Source organism: Microbacterium psychrotolerans (genome assembly GCF_031085295.1).
Lineage (GTDB): Bacteria > Actinomycetota > Actinomycetes > Actinomycetales > Microbacteriaceae > Microbacterium > Microbacterium psychrotolerans.
The window spans coordinates 275,105-293,672 of sequence record NZ_JAVFWO010000003.1 but is presented as its reverse complement, the minus strand read 5'-3'; the positions used below and the strand labels follow the sequence as shown (position 1 = coordinate 293,672).

14 protein-coding genes are annotated in these 18,568 nt (G+C 69.6%); 4 read left to right on the top strand and 10 right to left on the bottom strand.

What is annotated here, in order from left to right; translation table 11 throughout:
- Window positions 1-79 precede the first annotated feature (79 nt).
- Window positions 80-2,665 (top strand): ATP-binding protein, encoded by a 2,586-nt coding sequence (locus Q9R08_RS10470; protein WP_308867948.1) that lies wholly within the window; start codon window positions 80-82, stop codon window positions 2,663-2,665.
- A complete protein-coding gene (locus Q9R08_RS10465) occupies window positions 2,649-3,521 on the top strand; it encodes a hypothetical protein (protein WP_308867947.1) in 873 nt (290 codons plus the stop codon). The genes Q9R08_RS10470 and Q9R08_RS10465 overlap by 17 nt, the downstream gene beginning before the upstream one ends.
- 26 nt (window positions 3,522-3,547) lie before the next feature.
- Here the strand turns inward: Q9R08_RS10465 and Q9R08_RS10460 are convergent, their stop codons facing one another.
- From Q9R08_RS10460 to Q9R08_RS10425, 8 genes are all read right to left on the bottom strand, one after another.
- On the bottom strand, window positions 3,548-4,318 hold the full coding sequence (locus tag Q9R08_RS10460; protein WP_308867946.1) for a TetR/AcrR family transcriptional regulator: 771 nt from the start codon (window positions 4,316-4,318) through the stop codon (window positions 3,548-3,550).
- A gap of 203 nt (window positions 4,319-4,521) precedes the next feature.
- Complete coding sequence (locus tag Q9R08_RS10455) at window positions 4,522-6,552, bottom strand: glycoside hydrolase family 32 protein (RefSeq protein WP_308867945.1); 2,031 nt, start codon at window positions 6,550-6,552, stop codon at window positions 4,522-4,524.
- 79 nt (window positions 6,553-6,631) lie between these two features.
- Window positions 6,632-7,600: a glycoside hydrolase family protein gene (locus tag Q9R08_RS10450; protein ID WP_308867944.1), complete on the bottom strand. Its 969-nt coding sequence runs from the start codon at window positions 7,598-7,600 to the stop codon at window positions 6,632-6,634.
- A 101-nt stretch (window positions 7,601-7,701) separates the two neighbouring features.
- Complete coding sequence (locus Q9R08_RS10445; protein ID WP_308867943.1) at window positions 7,702-8,646, bottom strand: PfkB family carbohydrate kinase; 945 nt, start codon at window positions 8,644-8,646, stop codon at window positions 7,702-7,704.
- Window positions 8,643-9,596 (bottom strand): carbohydrate ABC transporter permease, encoded by a 954-nt coding sequence (locus tag Q9R08_RS10440; RefSeq protein WP_308867941.1) that lies wholly within the window; start codon window positions 9,594-9,596, stop codon window positions 8,643-8,645. Before Q9R08_RS10440 ends, Q9R08_RS10445 begins: the two co-directional genes overlap by 4 nt.
- Window position 9,597: 1 nt before the next feature.
- Entirely contained in the window at window positions 9,598-10,539 is a 942-nt protein-coding gene (locus Q9R08_RS10435; protein WP_308867940.1) for a carbohydrate ABC transporter permease, read from the bottom strand.
- A gap of 57 nt (window positions 10,540-10,596) precedes the next feature.
- Window positions 10,597-11,886 (bottom strand): sugar ABC transporter substrate-binding protein, encoded by a 1,290-nt coding sequence (locus tag Q9R08_RS10430; protein ID WP_308867939.1) that lies wholly within the window; start codon window positions 11,884-11,886, stop codon window positions 10,597-10,599.
- Window positions 11,887-11,927: 41 nt separating this feature from the next.
- Window positions 11,928-13,013, bottom strand: a complete 1,086-nt coding sequence (locus Q9R08_RS10425; protein WP_308867938.1) for a LacI family DNA-binding transcriptional regulator — start codon at window positions 13,011-13,013, stop codon at window positions 11,928-11,930.
- 195 nt (window positions 13,014-13,208) lie between these two features.
- Here Q9R08_RS10425 and Q9R08_RS10420 point away from each other — a divergent pair, with 195 nt between their 5' ends.
- A complete protein-coding gene (locus tag Q9R08_RS10420) occupies window positions 13,209-14,825 on the top strand; it encodes a glycoside hydrolase family 68 protein (protein ID WP_308867937.1) in 1,617 nt (538 codons plus the stop codon).
- Between the two features lie 112 nt (window positions 14,826-14,937).
- Window positions 14,938-16,596: a glycoside hydrolase family 32 protein gene (locus Q9R08_RS10415; RefSeq protein WP_308867936.1), complete on the top strand. Its 1,659-nt coding sequence runs from the start codon at window positions 14,938-14,940 to the stop codon at window positions 16,594-16,596.
- 12 nt (window positions 16,597-16,608) lie between these two features.
- Here the strand turns inward: Q9R08_RS10415 and Q9R08_RS10410 are convergent, their stop codons facing one another.
- On the bottom strand, window positions 16,609-17,658 hold the full coding sequence (locus tag Q9R08_RS10410; RefSeq protein ID WP_308867935.1) for a LacI family DNA-binding transcriptional regulator: 1,050 nt from the start codon (window positions 17,656-17,658) through the stop codon (window positions 16,609-16,611).
- 51 nt (window positions 17,659-17,709) lie between these two features.
- A complete protein-coding gene (locus Q9R08_RS10405) occupies window positions 17,710-18,546 on the bottom strand; it encodes a universal stress protein (protein ID WP_308867934.1) in 837 nt (278 codons plus the stop codon).
- Window positions 18,547-18,568 lie beyond the last annotated feature (22 nt).

The window sequence follows — 18,568 nt, the reverse complement described above, 5'->3', positions numbered from 1 at the left end:
ACACCTCGCCACGCCGCTCGCTCACCGGGCTCGATCTCGACCCTTTGCGCCACGGCCCACCGAGCGCGAGGATCACTGTATGGATGGCGCGAAGCGACCGATTCGCACGCCCGATCAGCGCATCCGGGTCTTCATCAGCTCGACGCTGAAGGAGCTCGAACCCGAGCGTCGGGCGGTACGCGAAGCCGTCGAGCGCCTGCATCTCGCACCGGTGATGTTCGAGCTGGGTGCGCGGCCCCATCCGCCCCGCGAGCTGTACCGGTCGTACCTCGAGCAGAGCGACATCTTCGTGGGGCTCTACTGGGAGCGTTACGGATGGGTCGCACCGGGCGAGACGATGTCGGGGCTCGAGGACGAATATCGCCTGTCCGGCTCGCTTCCGCTGCTGATCTACATCAAGGAGCCCGCGCCGGAGCGTGAAGCGCGGCTGACCGAGCTGCTCGCGGCGATCCGCGGCGACGACCGCTCCTCGTACAAGACCTTCTCCCAATCCGAGGACCTCGCGGAGTTGGTGCTCTCGGATATCGCGACACTGCTCGCCGAACGCTTCGACGCCTCCATCACCTCGACGACACCAGCCGCGGCATCCGGTCGCGCCGTTGCGGGCGCAGGCATCCCCGCGCCGTACACCAGCCTGGTCGGGAGGCAGCGCGAGCTCACCGAGATCGCCGCCCTGCTGGCGCGTCACGACGTTCGCATCCTCTCGATCGTCGGACCGGGAGGCGTCGGCAAGTCGCGGCTGGCGATCGAGGTCGCGATGGATGCCGCGGCCACGGGGCGGGAGGTCGCCTTCGCCACGCTCGAGTCGGTGTCGCAGCCGGAACGCGTCATCACCGCGTTGGCCCGTGCACTCGGGGTACGCGACACCGGCGATGGTCCGCTCGACGACAAGGTCATCGAGGCGATCGCCGATCGGGACCTGCTGTTGGTCGTCGACAACATGGAGCACCTGCTCACCGCTGCGAGCCTTCTGGTTCGACTCGTCACAGAGTGCTCACGACTGCAGCTTCTCGTCACGAGCCGCTCGCCGCTGCGAGTACGCGCCGAGCGCGTGTTCACGCTGCCTCCGCTCGAGGTGCCGGCGACGGACGTCGATGCCGACTTCATCACGCAGGCGTCGGCGGTCGAGCTCTTTCAGCAGCGAGCCGTCGCGGTGAATCCGGCCTTCCAGCTGACTCCCGAGAACACCGCGGCGGTCGCCGCCATCTGCCGCGCCCTCGACGGCATGCCCTTGGCGATCGAACTCGCCGCGGCGCGCGTGCGCACGCTCTCGCCGGCGCAGATCCTCGCGAGGCTGGACTCCGCGCTCACGCTGCTGGTCGGCGGCGCACGGGATCTGCCCGAGCGTCAGCGCGCGCTCAGTCGGACGATCCAGTGGAGCGTCGACCTGCTCGACGCCGAGACCAGGCGTGCGCTCGCCCTGCTCTCCGTCTTCTCGGGGACGTTCGGCTTCGCATCGGCGGAGCGGGTGCTGAACGAGGCGGGGATCGGCGATCCGTCCGGTGCGCTCGAGGCCCTCGTCGACGCGAGCCTGCTCGGCCGCGATGAGCGCGGTCCCACACCGGCGTTCCGGCTGCTCTCCCTCGTCCGCGCGTACGCGGCGACCCTGCTCAGCGACCAGGAACACGCCCGGGCCATCGCCGCCTGGGTCGACGGCTATCGCGATCTCGGCGCGCGCGCCGCGGGCGGCCTGCGCGGCGCGGCGCAGTTGGAGTGGCTGGAGCGCCTCGAGTTGGAGACCGAGAACCTCGCGAGTGTGATGCGGGCGCTCCTCGACAGGCGGGAGCTGGACGAGGCGGCGGAGTACGCGTGGTCGCTGTACCTCTACCTCTGGATCGGCGGGTACCTGGGCCTCGTCCAATCGTGGATGAGCGAGCTGCTCACGACAGCGGCCTCCGGCGCGACGATCGAGCCCCACTCGCGAGCGATCGCCCTGTACTACGTCAACGCCGTCCGGTTCTGGCAGGACCCCGACTATGACCCGGTCCCCGGGCTCGCGTCGTCGCGGGACCTGTTCCTCGCGACCGACGACGACTTCGGCGCCGCACTGGCGAGCGTCTCTCTCGCGCTCGCGTATCTCGCACATGGAGATCGGCCCGACTTTCCTGCGGCCATCCAGTCGCTCGAGCACGGCCTCGACGATTTCCGGACCGCGCACGACGCCTGGGGCGAGGCGATGGCGCTGGTCATGCTGGGGCGAATCGACCTGCTCGCCGGTGACATCACGGCGGCGCTGCAGCGCTTCGAAGCCAGCTGCGCGCTCGCGACCGCGCAGGGCGAACGCCTGGGCATCGTCATCGCGCAGAACCACCGTGGATGGGCGAAGTTCCTCGCCGGCGACATAGCAGGCGGCATAGGCGACTTCGCGGACGGTCTCGACATCTCGCTCGCACTCGGCCACGACGAAGGAGTCGCCTACGGCCTGGAGGCATTCGTCGGAGTCCGCGCCGCGCAGGGCGATGCGGCCGCCGCGGGGCGTCTGCTCGGAGCCGCGCTGCGCCTGCGCAGACGAAAGGGCATCGTCAACCCGGGGGCCTTCGAGTTCTACATGGTGCCGTTACAGGCTCTGCGTGATGCCGGCCGCGGCGAAGAGATCGAACGGGCGACACTCGAAGGGCTCGAGCTCCCCGTCGAGGCGGTGCTGAACGATGCACGCACGCGATGACGGAGAGGATCCTGCGCCGTCCACTCTCCAGAGGACGCCGAGCGGCTACGACCGTGTGTTCGCGACGACTCGGTGGGTCGCCGTCGCGATCCTGCCCTTCCTGGCGATCGCCGCGTTCCTGCTGTTCGCATTCCCGACGCGTACCGGTGAGCTGTTCGCGTGGCCGATCAGTCCGCCGTTGTCGGCGTACCTGCTCGCGTCGGCGTACGTGGGCGGGATCTGGTTCTTCCTCCGGGTGGCAACAGCGCGGCGCTGGCACCACGTGAAGCACGGATTCCCGGCGGTCGTCGTCTTCGCCGGCGCACTGCTGCTGGCGACCCTGACGCACCTGGACCGGTTCTCATCCAACCTGTCGTTCTGGACGTGGATCGTGCTGTACGCCACGACGCCGTTCGTCGTCGCGGGGCTGGCGGTCGCGCAGCGCCGCGAGGATCCGGGCACGGCGGACGCCCCGGACTGCCGCATCCCGGGACCGATTCGCGGCGCGCTCGTCGCGATCGGTGCGAGCGCCTTCGCGTTCGGGGCGGCCGTGTTCGTGGCGCCGGGCGCCGCGACCGAGTTCTGGGCCTGGCAGCTCACTCCCCTGACCGCGCAGGTGACGGGCGCCGTGCTCAGCCTCACGGGCGTCGTGAATGTCGCGTTGGCGTGGGATACGCGCTGGAGCGCCTTCCGAGTGCTGTTCCAGGCTCAATGTCTGAGTCTGGCCGCGATCGTGGTGTCGCTCATCGCCCGACGGGATGACCTGCTGTGGGAGCGAGCGCTCACGCCCTTGTTCGTGAGCTTGGTCGGCGTGGCCTTCGTGCTCTACGTCGCGTTCACCGTGTGGTGCGAAAGGCGCACGCGGATGGCCGGCTGACTCGGTGGAGGCGCCGCGCCGAGCGCTCAGTCCGACGAGCTGTCGCCGATCTCGGTGAATGCCGAATAGATCCCCGCGACCGCGATGCCGGCGAGATGCCAATCGCCCGCGTCCTCCTCGCCGAGCGCGACCGTGCGCGGGGCGTCGATCATCCCGGGATTGATGCGGCGGTGGTCGCCCATCCCGTCGACCATCGCCATCACGGCGACGGCGAGGTCCTGCTCGGTGAGGCCCGCACGCATGCGCAGCCCGAACGCGGCATTGAGTCCCCGGTAGACCTCGGCCATGCGATCGAGGTACCTGCCGACGATCTCGGCGAGCTGCGCGCGGATGTCCTCCCCGCCCTGCGTCCCGTCGCCGCTCGAGAGCGCCGCCGAGATCGTGCGGTAGACGCGCCACGCGACCGTGCCCTCCACGGACGCCATGTTGTGTGCCACGGCGACGCGCAGGACTTCGCGCAGTGCGGCCTGCCGCCCCGCCGCCGTGTTCGCGGCATCGGGGCTCTCCGCAAGTGCGCGCTCGATGAGCTGCATCGTCTCGCCGTCGAAGCCGGTGTCGAAGCCGGGGTCCGCCTCGAACAGAGCACGGACGAGATCCACGACGAAGGCCGCTCGGTCGGGCCAGATACGGAAGACCGTGGACCGCGGTACGCCGGCGGCGCGGATCAGGTCCTCGAGCTCGATGTTCGCGTAGTCGAGCTGAAGGCCCTCCTCCTTGACGCGCTCGACGGCGGCGGCGAGCATGAGCACCCGCGTCTCACCCGCGGGTCGGCGTGATCGGGGTCCGGGATCCTGCACCCTTCGATTATCGCTGGCCCGCGGCGGCTTGTGGGCTCCGCCAGCGCGCGGAGGATCGCGGTGCCGGGTCCCCACAACCCGGCACCGACCTGGTCCTCCGCCCGACGACATGGGGCCGCCGACGGATCGCCGTGCTCGTTCCCCCCAGGGTTGAGCACGTGGCCACTCTAGAGACTCTGAGTCTCATGTCTCAAGTCGGCGTGTCAATCGCTGAGGAGGATCTGATCCACCATGAGGTGCCCCCACTCGCCCGTGGCGTCGTCGAGGATCTGGATCTGCGCGGTCCGTCCGGCGAACTCCCGCACATCCCACTCCACTGGGCGCAGGCGCGCCGAGTCGTCGCCCGTCGCGGTCCGGACCGGCTGGCCGTCGACGAGCAGCTGCACCGACGTGGCCGGCTCGACGCCCAGCGGATGATCGCCACCGCCGAGCAGCAGGTGGAGGAAGTTCCGGTCGACGGTGAAGGCCGGCGACGTGATGACGCCGGTCGCCGGGTCTCCCCCACCTGCGAAGGTGTCGGCGACCTGCGCTCCGACCTGCCCGATCAAGCTCGAGGGGCTGGGCGCGGCCGCGACGAAGCTGCCGGTCGCCGTCCATCCCGCTCCCCACGAGGTCCCCTCGAAGTCGCCGATGATCCGCGCCGGTCGCTGTACGACGCTGCCGAACTCGGTGATCGTCAGGTCGTGGAACATGGCCGGTCCGCCCGCCGAGTACAGCGCGACGCCGTCGTCGCCCGGAGGCGCGAACACCTGGCTCGAGTGCACATAGCGGCCGTCGTCGAGGAACACCTCGATCGTGGTCCGGTCCACGAGTATCCGAAGGTGCACACGGCCGTCGTCGGCCGAGAAGGGCGTGCGACTCTCGGACTTCCACGTGCCGGCCGGGTAGCCGGTCTGGCCGCGGTTGAGGTACGCGTAGGTGTCCGTCACGCCGACGTCTGCGTGGCGGCTTCCGTCCGCGGATCGTCGCAGCTGCAGTCCGATGTTGGATGCGGTCTGCCAGGTCACGTCCGTGTCCACCTGGTAGGCGTCCCCTTCGTAGGCAAGGGGGAGGAACCCGTCCACGGTGACATCGCCGAGGTCGGCGCGCGTCGTGGCGATGGCCGCCAGTGCGGCGACCGGCTGCGACACCAGACTGAAGGTCGAGCCGTAGCGCGTGAGCCGGATCTCGCGCGTGATGGAGTCCGTGCCGTTGAATCCGTCGGATCCCCACGTCGGCGTCGAGTGCGCGTAGTCCCAGTTGTTCATCCACCCGACGGCGTACCGCCGATCGAGCGGAGCCGTCGGGTCCTCCCACGTCACCGCCCCGTACCAGTCGAATCCGTGGTCGAGCCACTGCGGGGCATCGTGGTCGAATGCGAACGACGTGCCGTCGAACGAGCCCGTCCAGTACGCGAAGGTCGCCGGCTCGTTCGTCGCGTATCCGTTCGCGCTGACGCCGAACACCCACTTGATCGAGCCGTCGTCGGCCCGGATCCGGAACAGGTCCGGGCACTCGATCGTGCCGATGCCCGGATTCACGTACTCCCAGACGCGCGACCAGGTCTTCAGATCCGGCGAGGTGTAGAAGCTCACCCGATCGCGCTCCGCGATCAGCGCCACCCAGCGGCCCCGTTCGGCGTCCCAGATGATCTTCGGATCCCGGAAGTCCGCCCGACCTTCGTTGGGGATGACGGGCGCCTCGCCGTACGGCCGGAAGTTCCGGCCGCCGTCCGTCGAGTACCAGAGGAACTGCGCCTGAGGGCCGGACGCGTTCGCCTGCTGGGCGAGGGTCGGATGATCCATCTGCGTGGCGAGCATCACCACCGCGCCCGATCCGAAGCCGGCGGTGTTCGCGTGATCCACGACCGCCGACCCCGACCAGAGGTCGTAGTTGGCGTTGGTCTGCTTGGGCGCGGCAACGCCTTGATCGGCGAAGACGACGCCGTCGTAGGAGGTCGCCAGCCGCCACTCCGTCCCGAAGTTCGCTGTCGGATCAGCGTTGTAGTCGCCGTTGTAGAGGTAGTAGTAGTGGAACTTGCCGTCGATGAAGACCGGCCGCTGCGGGTCGTTCTTCCAGTGATCCGGCACCGTGAAGTGATACTGCGCGCGGTATTCGCCATCCGGATCCGCGGCCCGGGCGGCGTCGCCCTGGGCCCCGCCCATGAGACCGCCCGCCACACCGACACCCATCACGGCGAGCGCGCCGGCGGCCAGCCGCATCCGCCTGCGTCCTGCATCTGACACCATCGTCATCCCTTCTCCGTGCGGGCTGTGCACCCCGCAGTCGCGGGCGGGGCCGGCACCCGCCCGCGGGGTGCCGGCCCGACCGGTGTCAGGCGCTCGCCACCGCCTCGGCGGCGAGCTGCACGAGCCGTCCTCCTCGCCACTCCACTCGCATCGGATCCGTGATGCCTCCGACGAACGCACCGTCCTCGCCCGCGTTCCGGAAGGCGAAGAGGAGCCACTGGCCGTCCGAGCGACGGCGCAGCAGACGCCCGACGTAGAGCCGCTCGTCCGTCAAGGGGTAGGCGGCGTCCACGTCGAACGGGCCGAGCAGGCTCTCCGCCGGCACCGCCCACGTGCCTCCGCCGGCGTCGCGCCGCGCATCCGTGGCGTGCTCGGCGAGACACGAGAAGATCAGCACCGGTCGCCCGTCCACGACCTCCGCCTGCAGCACTTCCAGCTGGCCGAACCCGTGCTCGCTCGGCGCGGTCAGCGGTGCCCGCAGCTCCCACGTGCGCAGGTCGGGCGACCAGGCGTGCCCCACCACGCCGCGGCCGGCGACCGGTCCCTCCGGTGCGCGGGCGGTGAGCAGCATGTGCCAGCCGTCGCCGTCCGGGTCGGCGAACACCCAGGGGTCGCGGAAGGCCTCGTCGTGCCAGGCGCCGCTCGCGAGCTTCTCGTACCAGGGCTCGCGTGCTTCGAGCACCGGCCCGTCGGCTTTGGTCCAGATGAGGAGGTCGGACGACGTGGCATAGCCGATCCGCTGCACGTTCCGGCCGTCGGCCGTGAGTGAGGCACCCGTGTAGAACATGAACCACGTCCCGTCCGGATGCCGCACCACCGACCCCGTCCAGGTGGCGAGCTCGTCGAAGGCCGGAGCATCGCTGTGCACAAGGGCGTCCGCGACCTGCGTCCACTCGACGAGGTCGGTCGAGACCGCGTGGCCGATCGCCGCGCGGTGGTGGCGGGCATCCGGATCATGGAGCGCCCGCGAGGCGTAGAGGAAGAACAGGTGGTAGCGGTCGCCGTCGTCGGCGAACCAGAAGTCCCATACCCAGGAGCCGGGGAGGTCGAACAAGGGAGAAGCCTTTCGAGTCGGGCGCGATAGGGCGCGCCGGCTGAGATGGGCCGGCTGGAGAGCCGGAGACAGATCGTCGCGGATACGAGCAGCGGTCCGCGTCACGCGGTCCGCGCGAGCAGTTCCTCCCGCCGCGGCGGATCGGCGCCCGGTCGCGACACCGTGATCGCGGCAGCTGCTGCAGAGCGCCGCAGGAGCGCCTCGAGTTCGTCGGGACGGATGCCGCGACCCGGCGTCCGCACGCCGACACCCTCCTCGCGAGCGAGAAGGCCGTCGATCAGGGCGCCCATGAACGTGTCACCGGCACCCACCGTGTCGACGACGTCGGTGGCCACTGCGGGAACCACGACTTCGGCGTCAGCGCTGACCGCGATCGCCCCCTCCGCGCCGCGCGTGACCACGACCAGGGCTGGACCGCCGAGCACCCACTCGCGCGCGACCTCGATCGCATCCCGGCCGGGGTGCAGCCACTGCACATCTTCGTCGCTGGTCTTGACGACATCGGCGATGCCGATGAACTCCGCCACCCGCGCGCGGACCCCGTGCGGGTCGCGCACGAGCGACGGGCGGATGTTGGGGTCGTAGGTGATGATCGCGCGGCCGTGCACCGCGCGCACGAGTGCGGCGACCTGGCCCGCGCCGGGTTCGAGGAACGCGGCGACCGAGCCGATGTGCACGAGGTCGGCCGAGGCCGGCACGTCCTCTGCGAGGCGGGCGACGTCGTCGCCGAGATCCCACTCAAGGTCGAAGGTGTACGTCGCGGCACCGCTCGCATCGAGGACCGCGGTGGCGGTCGACGTCCGCGGTGCAGCGATGGCGTCGACGGCCACCCCGGACTGCTCGAGCCAGCGGCGCACGCGGCGCCCTCGGTCGTCGTCGGCGAGTCGTGTGACGAGGATCGGCGCGCGGCCGAGGCGTCCGAGCGTCAGGGCGACGTTCGCGGGACTGCCGCCAGGCGCCTCATCGACCGCCCCGCCGGCGCGGTGCACGATGTCGACCAGCGACTCGCCGACCACGACGACGCGCGTCGCGGCATCCGTGCTCATCCCTTCACCCCGCTCGCCGCGATGCTGCTCACGAATGCCCGCTGGAAGATGAGGAACACGATCAGCACCGGGATGGTGATGAGCGACGTGTACGCCATCACCTCGCCCCAGGCGGTGTTGAGCTGGAAGAAGTACTGCATGCCGACCATGACGGGTCGCAGCTCCTCCTTCTGCACCACCATGAGCGGCCACAGGTACTGGTTCCACGCCGGCAGGAAGGTGAGGATCGCGACCGTCGCGAATGCAGGTCCCGACAGCGGCACCAGGATGCGGCGGTAGATGGTGAACCAGCTGGCGCCGTCGATCCGAGCCGCCTCGTCGAGCGACTTCGGAATCGTCGAGAAGTACTGCGTGAACAGGAAGATCGAGAACGCGTTCGCGATGAACGGCACGATCTGCACCTCGTAGGTGTTGAGCCAGCCGAAGTCGTACTTGAGCACCCCGCCCTCGATCACGAGGGTCGGCAGCTGCGCGACCCAGTAGACCATCGGCACCGCGATCGTCTCGAACGGCACGATCAGCGTGGCGATCACCAGCGCGAGGACGACGATGCGCCCCTTCCACTGCAGTCGCGACAGCGCGAAGCCCGCCATCGAGTTCACGATGAGACCGAGTCCGACGGTGAGGACGGTGACGAACACGGAGTTGAAGAGGAACTGCGCGACGGGCACGCGATCGAAGACGCCGAAGTAGTTGTCGAGGCTGATGTCGCCGACCGGCAGGAACGCCATCGGCGAGTCGATGTCCTGCAGGATCTGGCTGTCGGGCTTGAGGCTCGACACGAACATGAAGACCAGCGGGAACAGGAAGATGACGCCGAACAGTGACATCGCGACGTAGAGGAGGATCTTCCCGCGGAGCCGGTGCTTCTTCTCGCTGCGGACAGGCTGTGCGGGCGCCGACGAGCGCCGCGATGCAGGCGCCGTGGTGAGCGTTCTGGTGGCGGTCATGTCAGTCCTTCTCTCGGGTGAGCCGGCGCTGGATGAGCGCGATCGCGAGCACCGCGACGAAGAAGATCAGCGAGATCGCCGCGGCATAGCCGATCTCCTGCTGCTCGTAGCCCTTGCGCACGGCGTGGAAGACGATCGTCGACGTCGAGTTGACCGGGCCGCCCTGCGTCATGACATCCACCTGCACGAACAGCCCGAGCGCCGCGATCGTGATGGTCACGAGCACGAAGACCATCGTGGGTCGCAGGCCCGGCCAGGTGACGTTGGTGAACTGGCGCCAGGGGCTCGCGCCGTCCATCTTCGCGGCCTCGTACAGCTCCTCGGGGATCGTCTGGAGTCCGGAGAGCCAGATGATCATGTGGAACCCGACGGCCTGCCAGATGGAGAGGACGATGATGGCGCCCAAGGCCGTCTTGGGGTCGTTGAGCCAGTCGACGCCCGACCACGCCCCGAAGGTCAGCGCATCGATCATCGAGTTGATCAGGCCGTCCTTCTGGTACATGAACTTCCACAGGATCGACACCACGACGATCGAGGTGACGACCGGGATGAAGAAGATCACGCGGAACGCGGTGACTCCTCGCATGCGGCGGTTCACGAGGACCGCCAGCAGCAGCCCGAGTCCCGCCTGCACGGGCACGACCACGAGCGCGAAGACGGCGGTGTTGCCCACGGACTGCACGAACACCGGGTCGGCGGTGAAGGCGCGGATGAAGTTGTCGAAGCCGACGAACCGCGGCGGGTTCGGCGAGATCAGCCGCGCGTTGGTGAACGACAGCGTGAAGGCGAGGATCACGGGGACGATGAGGAACAGGACGAGGAGGATGCCAGCAGGGGCGATCATGCCCAGTCCGGCCCAGGTCTCGCGTCCCTTGATGGAGCGGAAGCGACGGTAGGCGCGCCGAGGTTCTTCGGCGGCGACCGTCGGTGGAGTGACAGTCATGGCAGGTCTCTCTGAAGATGCGCCGGCGAGGGCTTCACGCCCTCGCCGGCGCGGGGATCACTGGAAGCCGTACCCGTCGTTCGACGCGATGTTCGCGTCGATCTCCGACACGGCGCGGTCGAGCGTCTCCTGCACGTCCGCGCCGTTCATGATGTCCTTGGCGGCGGTCTCGAACGTCGTCGAGATCACGGCGTAGGCGGGAGTCTCGGGGCGGAGCACGGCGTACTCCTGCGAGAACTCGACGAACGGGCGCAGCACGCCGTCATCCCCGAAGTACTCGGACGCCTGCGCGGCGGCATCCGTCGCCGGGATCACGACCTGCTTGTCGGCGAACTCGGTGATGTACTTGTCCTGGAAGCTGAACTCGAGGTACTCGCGAGCGCCGTCGGCGTCGTTGCACTCGGACGAGATCGCCCACTGCCACGAGCCGCCACCGATCTTGGGACCGGTGCCGAGGTCCGGCGGGGGCAGGATCAGCAGGTCGTCGCCGACCGCATCGAGTGCTGTGACCGCGTTCCAGACGCCCGTGTAGCTGAGCGCGACCTCGTCGTCGACGAACTCCTGGTTGCCGACCGTGCCGCTGTTGCCGGCATACCCGTCCGCGAACAGGCCCGCGAACCACTCGCCCCATGCGGTGGCCTCGGGGCCGTTGAGCGCGCCGTCGGCCGAGAGCATCGTCGAACGGTCGATCAGGTCGCCGCCGAAGCTCTGCAGGAACGGCGAGTACGCGTAGGGCCACCACTCGCCGGTGTCTTCGGCGCCGATGTCGATCGGGGTCTCGTAGCCGGCCGCCTTCAGCGTGGCCAGCGCGCCGTCGAACTCATCCTTGGTCCACGGCTCCTCGACCGTCGGGATCCGGATGCCGTTGCCTTCGAGCACCGATTCGCGGGCGAAGATCGCGAGCGCGGCATCCCAGTACCCGGCGGAGTAGATCTCGCCGTCCCACTTGCCGACCGCGGTGGGCAGCAGCGAGTCGGTGAGCTCGGTCGGCAGCTCGAGCGGCTGCAGATAGCCCGCCCACGCCCAGTTGGGCATGATCGGCCCGTCGAGATCGAGGAGGCAGGGAAGATCGCCGGATGCCGCGGCCGCGACGATCGCGTCGTTGTAAGCGCCCTGCGGGAACGACTCGTGGACGACCTCGTACTCGTCCTGCGAGTCGTTGAAGTCGGAGATGATCTGCTCGTAGACCTCCAGCTCGGCGGGGTTTCCCGCCGAGTGGGTCCACATCGTCAACTGTGTGCGGCCGTCCGCGGTGGTGGCGTCTCCTTGACCGGCCTGCCCGCAGCCGGTCAAGGCGATCGCCGTGACCAGCCCTGCGGACACGAGGATCGGGGTCCTTGTGCGCATTGTTGTGGTTTCCTTTTCTTGGTGACTCACGCCCGCGTGGGTCACCGATCGGTGGCCGCCTCCGGCGGCCTCTCGGTGTGTGAAGCCCGTCGCCGGTTCGGTTTGGCGACTTGCGCCGGCGGCGGGCCAACGGAGTCTCGTCGGATGACGGGACACTCCATGAGGTGCGTGGCGTCCTCGTCCCCCTCTGCGCGGACGCCGAGCGCGACCTCCATCGCCCAGCGGCCCATGTCGTAATGGGGCAGGGCGATGGTGGTGAGGGGGGGATCCTGTTCCGCGGCGACGAGCTGCTGGTCGTCGTAGCCGACGATCGAGAGGTCCCGCGGGATGTCGAGACCGCGACGGTGCGCGGCGATGTACACGCCGGCCGCCATGCGGTCGTTGAAGCAGAAGATCGCGGTGGGGCGCTGCTCCTCGGGGAGCTCGAGGAGCTGCTCGAAGGCGGCGCGACCGCCGCGGGCGGTGGTCTCGCCCTGCACGTGGAGCGCCGGATCGACCGGGATGCCGTGCTCAGCCAGCACTTCGAGGTAGCCCTCGTGGCGCAGATTGGACGCGATGGGAGTGTCGTCGGTGTCGATGTAGGCGATGCGCCGATGCCCGGCGGCGACCAGTTCCCGCACGGCCGCCGCTCCCCCGGCGCGATCGTCGGGGACGACGGAGCGGTACCCCCCGTTCTCGGGCCGGCAGTCGAGGAAGACCGCTCCCGCGGGCAGTCCGGCCGGAGCCGGGACCACCTGATGCCACATGCACGCGTAGATGAGCGCGTCGACCTGCTGAGCGGTGAGCGCGCGGATCGCGTCCGCTTCGATCGCACTGTCGCCGCCGGTGTCGATGAGGAAGACGAGGTAGCCGTTCTCTCGCGCCGCGTCCTGCGCGCCGGCGAGCATGTCCCCGGCGAACGGGGTCGTCGCGATCTGGTCGGAGATGAGGCCCACAGTGCGGGTCTGCTGCGTACGCAACCCGCGGGCGACGGAGCTCGGAGCGTATCCGATCGCTCGCGCGGCCTCGCGGACGCGCGTGCGTGTCTCCTCGGAGATCCGCGACTCCACATCGTTCATGACGAGCGACACGGTGGTCACCGAGACGCCGGCTGCCGCCGCCACGTCTGAGATCCGGGCCCTCGCCATGTGTCGCACTCCATCGTGATAAATCGATTTATCGGACGGGATCGATTATGAACCGACGAGCGGCGCCGCGTCAAGCGGGACATCCGGCACGCCCTGTCCCCCGAACGGCCGACATGCGCGATCCCCGGGTCCGTGTCACTATGGATAGGCGATGCAAATCGATTTGCATCGCCTGATCTCGAAGGAGCTCCAGGAATGAACACTCCCCCGAAGCACGTCAGGCGTATCCTGACCGGCGCCGTCACCGCCGCCGCCGTGGCGGCGTCGGCACTGGTCGGCCTACCGGCCGCTGCCGCTGTCACGCCGGCCCCCGCGGTGGCGTTGCCCGATCTGCAGGACGGCCCCGAGCCGACCGTCCACACCCAGCAGGCGTACGCCCCCGAGGACGACTTCACCGCCAAGTGGACCCGCGCGGACGCGCGGCAGCTGAAGCGCCTGTCCGATCCCACCGCCGGCTCGAAGCAGAACTCGATGCCCGCCGAGCTCACGATGCCCGCGGTCCCGCAGGACTTCCCCGACATGAGCAACGAGGAGGTCTGGGTCTGGGACTCCTGGCCGCTGACCGATGAGGACGCCAATCAGTACAGCGTCAACGGCCAGGAGATCATCTTCTCGCTCGTGGCCGACCGCAACCTCGTGTTCGACGAGCGGCACGTGTTCGCGAAGATCGGCTACTTCTACCGCCCTGCAGGCATCCCCGCGGACGAGCGCCCGGAGAACGGCGGCTGGACATACGGCGGCCTGGTCTTCGACGAGGGCGTGACCGGCAAGATCTTCCCCGACCAGTCGTACAGCCACCAGACCCAGTGGTCGGGTTCGGCGCGCATCTCGAAGGGCGGCGAGATCAAGCTGTTCTTCACGGATGTCGCTTTCTACCGCAACGAGGACGGCAGCAACCGCAAGCCCTACGACCCGCGCATCGCGCTGAGCGTGGGCAAGGTGCACGCCAACAAGAACGGTGTGAAGCTGACGGGGTTCGACGAGGTCACCGACCTGCTGCAGGCCGATGGCACGTACTACCAGACCGGTGCGCAGAACGAGTTCTTCAACTTCCGCGACCCGTTCACCTTCGAGGACCCGGCCCACCCCGGTGAGACCTTCATGGTCTTCGAAGGCAACTCCGCCATGCCCCGCGAGAGCGCGACGTGCAACGAGGAGGACCTCGGCTACCGCGAGGGGGATCCCTTCGCAGAGACGATCGAGCAGGTGAACGCTTCGGGCGCCACGTACCAGATCGGCAATGTCGGCCTCGCCAAGGCGAAGAACAAGGAGCTCACCGAGTGGGAGTTCCTGCCGCCGATCCTGTCGGCGAACTGCGTCACGGACCAGACCGAGCGTCCGCAGATCTATATGAAGGACGGCAAGTACTACCTCTTCACCATCAGCCACCGTGGCACGTTCGCGAACGGCATCGATGGCCCTGAGGGCGTCTACGGCTTCGTCGGCGACGGCATCCGCAGCGACTACCAGCCGATGAACGCCGGCTCGGGCCTCGCCCTCGGCAACCCGACGAACCTGAACTTCGCGGGCGGACAGCCGTTCGCCCCGGACTTCAACCAGCCGATCGGGCACTTCCAGGCGTACTCGCACTACGTGATGCCCGGCGGACTGGTGCAGTCGTTCATCGACACGGTCGGCACGGAGGGCGACTTCCGCCGCGGCGGCACTCTCGCCCCGACCGTCAAGATCGACATCGACGGCGCCTCGTCGGCGGTCGACTACTCGTACGGCGATGGCGGGCTCGGCGGCTACGCCGACATCCCGGCGAACATCAACGTCAACCCCGGCGGCAACGAGAAGACCCTGCGCTGACCGCAGCGACAGAGCAACGGATGCCTCGGCACGGCCTCGTGCCGGGGCATCCGTCCGCCGCATCCCCACACGACCGACAACGCCCACTCGACCGACAACGGAAGGATCCGTCATGCCCGCGGACGACACCCGCTTCACGACCCGCCACCGCCGCTCGCTCCTGATCGCCGTGGTGGCGATCGCGGTGCTCGTCGTCGCCGCGGTGACCGTACTGGCGGTCGGCGTGCCGTCTCACCGGGACGCCGGGCCGAGCCCGTCGCCGACGGAGCCGTCGGCCGGCGCGTCCGAGCGGCCGGCTGGCTGGTCGCCGCATCGGCCGGGGATCCACATCACGCCCGGCGAGAACTGGATGAACGATCCGCAGAAGCCGTTCCTCCTGGACGGCGTGTGGCACTACTACTACCTGTACAACGCGGACTACCCCGACGGGAACGGCACCGCGTGGTTTCACGCGACCTCGACCGACCTCGTGCACTGGCAGGATCAGGGCGTCGCGATCGAGAAGTACGCCAACGGGCTCGGTGACATCTGGACAGGCACCGCCGTGGTCGACGAGCACGGGACCGCCGGGTTCGGCGCCGGCGCGGTCATCGCGATCGTCACCCAGCAGGTGGACGGCGTGCAGCGACAGTCGCTCTTCTTCTCACGCGACGGCGGCTACAGCTTCGAGTCGTACGACGGCAACCCGGTGATGGACAACCCCGGCGTCGCCGATTGGCGCGACCCGCGCGTGTTCTGGGACGAAACGGCCGGGCATTGGGTGATGGCGCTGGCCGAGCACGACCGGATCGGCTTCTACACCTCGCCGGACCTGCGCGAGTGGACGTACGTCTCGGACTTCACGACGACGGGACTCGGAGTGCTCGAATGCCCCGACCTGTTCCCCCTCTCGGTGGACGGGGATGCTGACGACGTGCGATGGGTGCTCGTCGCCGGCGCCAACGGCGGGGCGGAGGGCATGACCACCGGCACCGCGTACTGGGTGGGTCAGTGGGACGGCGAGCGCTTCACGGCCGACGGAACCGGGCACCAGTGGCTGGACCATGGTCCCGACTACTACGCGGCCGTCACGTGGGACGACCCCCGGCTCGAGGGCGGCGACCGTCTGGCGTCGCGGTACGGCATCGGCTGGATGAACAACTGGGCCTACGCCGACCGCCTCCCCGGCGAAGACTGGCACGGCGGATCGGACACCCTCGTTCGCACGATCTCCCTGCGCGCGAACGGGGCGGGCGCCACGCTGCATTCGACGCCGGCCGCGGAGCTGGACGCACTGGCCGGCGAGCGCCGGCCGCTCGCGGACGGGCGGGTCGACGGCGACACGGCGTTCGAGGTCGACGTGCCGGCGTCGGGCGCCTATCGGCTGAGGCTCACCGCGTCTGAGGCTGTCGCAGACACCGGCGAACTCCGCGTCAAAGTGCTCACCGGGGACGGCACCTTCGCGACCGTCGGCTACGACTTCGCCGCGGAAGTCGCGTTCGTGACGCGCGACGCGGATGCCGTCGCCGACGGGATGCCCGAGGCGTACCGCGAGGTGCGCACGGCGAGGGTCGTACCGACGGATGGGCGGGTCGATCTCGACATCGTCGTGGATGCCGCGTCGGTGGAGGTCTTCGCCGGCGATGGCGCCGTGGCGCTGACCATGGCGACCTACGGGTCGGCCGGCGAGCGCGGGCTGCGCATCGAGGGCGCGGACGGCGCGGTGAGCGTCACCGATGCGAGCCTCACTCCTCTGAGCGTCGCCCCCGTCGATCGGATGGGGCGCCGCTAGGCGGCACGCGGCTCAGCGGGCGGCGGGCGCGGCGACGGAGCCGCGCTCGACGAGCCAGCCCCGCAGCTGGTGCACGCCCTCGCCGACAGGCGGTGCGGTGCCGTCGATGCGATCCAGCAGCCGCGTCATCCCCCACCGTCCGATCTCGTCGTGCGGAAGCGCGACCGTCGTGAGTCCGGGATCGAGGGCATCGGCGACCGGATGCAGGTCGTCGATGCCGACCACCGACAGCCCAGCGGGCACGGCGATCGCGCGCCGCGCCGCGGCCTGCATCACCCCCATCGCGATCTGGTCGTTGAAGCAGATGATCGCGGTCGGCGGACGCGACTGGTCGAGCAGGCGCCCGCCGGCCTCGCGGCCCCCGACGGCGTCCGAGGTGCAGAACTCGAGCCTGCCGTCGTCGATGGCGATGCCGGCATCCCCCAGAGCCGAGCGCACCCCGATCAGGCGGCCGCGAGCCGCCCGCGACTCATCGGTCGTGCCGACGTAGGCGATCTCGCGGTGCCCCTCCCGCGTGAGCCGCTCGCACGCCAGCGTCGCGATCTGCGCCTCGTCGGGCACGACGGCATCCACATGCCATCCCGGCTCGGGAGCCGCATCGACGAGCACCACCGGCACATCGTCGGGGACGGCGGGACGATCCACGCGCTGGTGGTACATGCGGGCGATGAGGAGGCCGTCGACACGCTGCGCGAGGAATCGCGAGACGAGGTCGCTCTCGGCGGCGGCGTCACCTCCGCTCTCGCCCACCATCAGCAGCACGTCGCGCTCGAGCCCGGCGCGACGGGCGCCCTCGATGATGCGCCCCGCGAACGGCGTCGCGGCGAGGTCGTCGCCGATCAGGCCGACGACCCCGGTGCGCCGTCGGCGCAGGCCGCTCGCCACCCGGTCGGGCACGTACCCGAGCTCGCGCGCCACCGCGAGGATCCGCTCCTTGGTCTCGGCGTTGACGGCGCGCGCGCCACTGAGGGCGTGCGAGACCGTCGTCGGCGAGACGCCTGCGGCCGCCGCCACATCGCTGACGCGCGGGCGTCCGCCTCCGGTCGTCGAGCGGTTCGCCATTGCTCCAGGTTAGGCCGAGCGGCGCTCCCTCCGAGTGCGCGGCGCCGAGGTTCAGCGCACGACGGCCGTGACGGTCGCAAGCCTGCCCAGCACGTCCTGGCTGACCGAGCCGAGCAGGAAGCGTGCCAGCGCGCCACGTCCGTGCGACCCGACCACCGCGAGTCGCGCCGAGGAGGCGAGGTCGTTGATGATCTGCGACGGATACCCCCGCTCGACGCGACGATCGATCTCGAGGTCGGGGTACCGGGAGCGGAGTCCGGCGAGCGACAGGCCGAGGGCTTCGGCGGTGAGCTTCTCCATGTTCTCGAGATACTCCGCCGGGTAGACGGCCATGTTCCGCGGCACCTCGAGCGGGGTCCACGCGGCCACGGCGATCAGCGGCTCACCGAGACGATCGGCCTCGGCGGCCGCGAACGCGATCGCCTTCTCCGAAGCCGGTGAGCCGTCGACGCCCACCACCACCCCGCTGCGCTTCGACACGTCCACGTCCGGCACGACCACGACAGGGCACCGCGCCCCGGCGGCGATCCGCTGCCCGTGCGCACCGCGCCGTCCCCCGGATCCGTCCTGGTGATCGCTTCCGATCACCAGCAGCGACGCGTGGGCCGAGGCATCCGTGAGCACGGCGACCGGGTTGCCGCGATCGACCCGCATGTACACCTTCAGCCCGAGGCGAGGCAGAGCGGATGCCGTGGCCTCGACGCGTTCACGGGCTGCCGCGACCGCGCGTTCGATGACCTCATCCTCGCCGATCGCGCCGACCGCGCCCCCCACGACCTCGATGAGCTTGAGGGGAAGACGATGGGCCGACGCGCGTTTCACCGCCCACTCCACCGCCCGGAGCGCGGCGGGGGCGTCTGTGATTCCGACGACGATGGGTTCGGTCACGATGTCTCCTGTCGAGATGCGC

Coding starts and splice junctions, on each gene's coding strand:
- Q9R08_RS10455 (WP_308867945.1), bottom strand. CDS start 6,552: ATGACGATGGTGTCAGATGCAGGACGCAGGCGGATGCGGCTGGCCGCC.
- Q9R08_RS10465 (WP_308867947.1), top strand. CDS start 2,649: ATGCACGCACGCGATGACGGAGAGGATCCTGCGCCGTCCACTCTCCAG.
- Q9R08_RS10420 (WP_308867937.1), top strand. CDS start 13,209: ATGAACACTCCCCCGAAGCACGTCAGGCGTATCCTGACCGGCGCCGTC.
- Q9R08_RS10410 (WP_308867935.1), bottom strand. CDS start 17,658: ATGGCGAACCGCTCGACGACCGGAGGCGGACGCCCGCGCGTCAGCGAT.
- Q9R08_RS10445 (WP_308867943.1), bottom strand. CDS start 8,646: ATGAGCACGGATGCCGCGACGCGCGTCGTCGTGGTCGGCGAGTCGCTG.
- Q9R08_RS10435 (WP_308867940.1), bottom strand. CDS start 10,539: ATGACTGTCACTCCACCGACGGTCGCCGCCGAAGAACCTCGGCGCGCC.
- Q9R08_RS10430 (WP_308867939.1), bottom strand. CDS start 11,886: ATGCGCACAAGGACCCCGATCCTCGTGTCCGCAGGGCTGGTCACGGCG.
- Q9R08_RS10425 (WP_308867938.1), bottom strand. CDS start 13,013: ATGGCGAGGGCCCGGATCTCAGACGTGGCGGCGGCAGCCGGCGTCTCG.
- Q9R08_RS10440 (WP_308867941.1), bottom strand. CDS start 9,596: ATGACCGCCACCAGAACGCTCACCACGGCGCCTGCATCGCGGCGCTCG.
- Q9R08_RS10415 (WP_308867936.1), top strand. CDS start 14,938: ATGCCCGCGGACGACACCCGCTTCACGACCCGCCACCGCCGCTCGCTC.
- Q9R08_RS10470 (WP_308867948.1), top strand. CDS start 80: ATGGATGGCGCGAAGCGACCGATTCGCACGCCCGATCAGCGCATCCGG.